General features: G+C 70.4%; 1 protein-coding gene. It reads left to right on the top strand.

Going from position 1 to position 588, the window contains the following annotated elements; all coding sequences use genetic code 4:
* Positions 1–450 (top strand): IclR family transcriptional regulator (locus tag FJR74_RS08500; RefSeq protein WP_503465756.1); only part of this gene is annotated, 450 nt, incomplete at its 5' end.
* Positions 451–588 lie beyond the last annotated feature (138 nt).

The raw sequence follows: 588 nt of genomic DNA, 5'->3' as shown, positions 1-588 counted from the left end.
GCGGTACTGCCTCAGCTGCGCGACGCCACCGGCGAAAGCGTGCAGGTATATCGCCGCGAGGGAACGTCGCGGGTCTGCGTGGCCGCATTGGAACCAGCTGCGGGCCTTCGCGATACGGTCCCGGTCGGGGCACGGTTGCCGATGACCGCGGGCTCGGGCGCCAAAGTGTTGCTGGCCCACACCGACGCCGCCACCCAAGCGGCCGTATTGCCAAAGGCGGTGTTCAGCGCCCGAGCGCTGGCCGAGGTGTGCCGGCGCGGCTGGGCGCAAAGCGTGGCCGAACGCGAGCCTGGCGTGGCGAGCGTGTCGGCGCCGGTGCGCGACGGCCGGGGCGTCGTGATCGCTGCCATCTCGGTGTCCGGCCCGATCGACCGGATGGGCCGCCGCCCGGGGGTCCGATGGGCCGCCGACCTGCTGTCCGCGGCGGACGCGCTCACCCGACGGCTCTAGCCGCGTTGTGCTACATCGGTTCGACCGCGATCACATAGTCATTGCCGTGCCACAGACCGTCTTGCCGCTCGTTGAGCTGCAATGCCCGAGCGCGCAGTTCTTCCACATAGGCACGCATTGCCATGCCAAGCCCGTTGG

This window comes from Metamycoplasma neophronis (assembly GCF_006491995.1).
In the GTDB taxonomy this organism is placed as follows: Bacteria; Bacillota_I; Bacilli_A; order Mycoplasmatales; family Metamycoplasmataceae; genus Metamycoplasma; species Metamycoplasma neophronis.
This window is presented reverse-complemented; position numbering and strand designations above follow the sequence as displayed.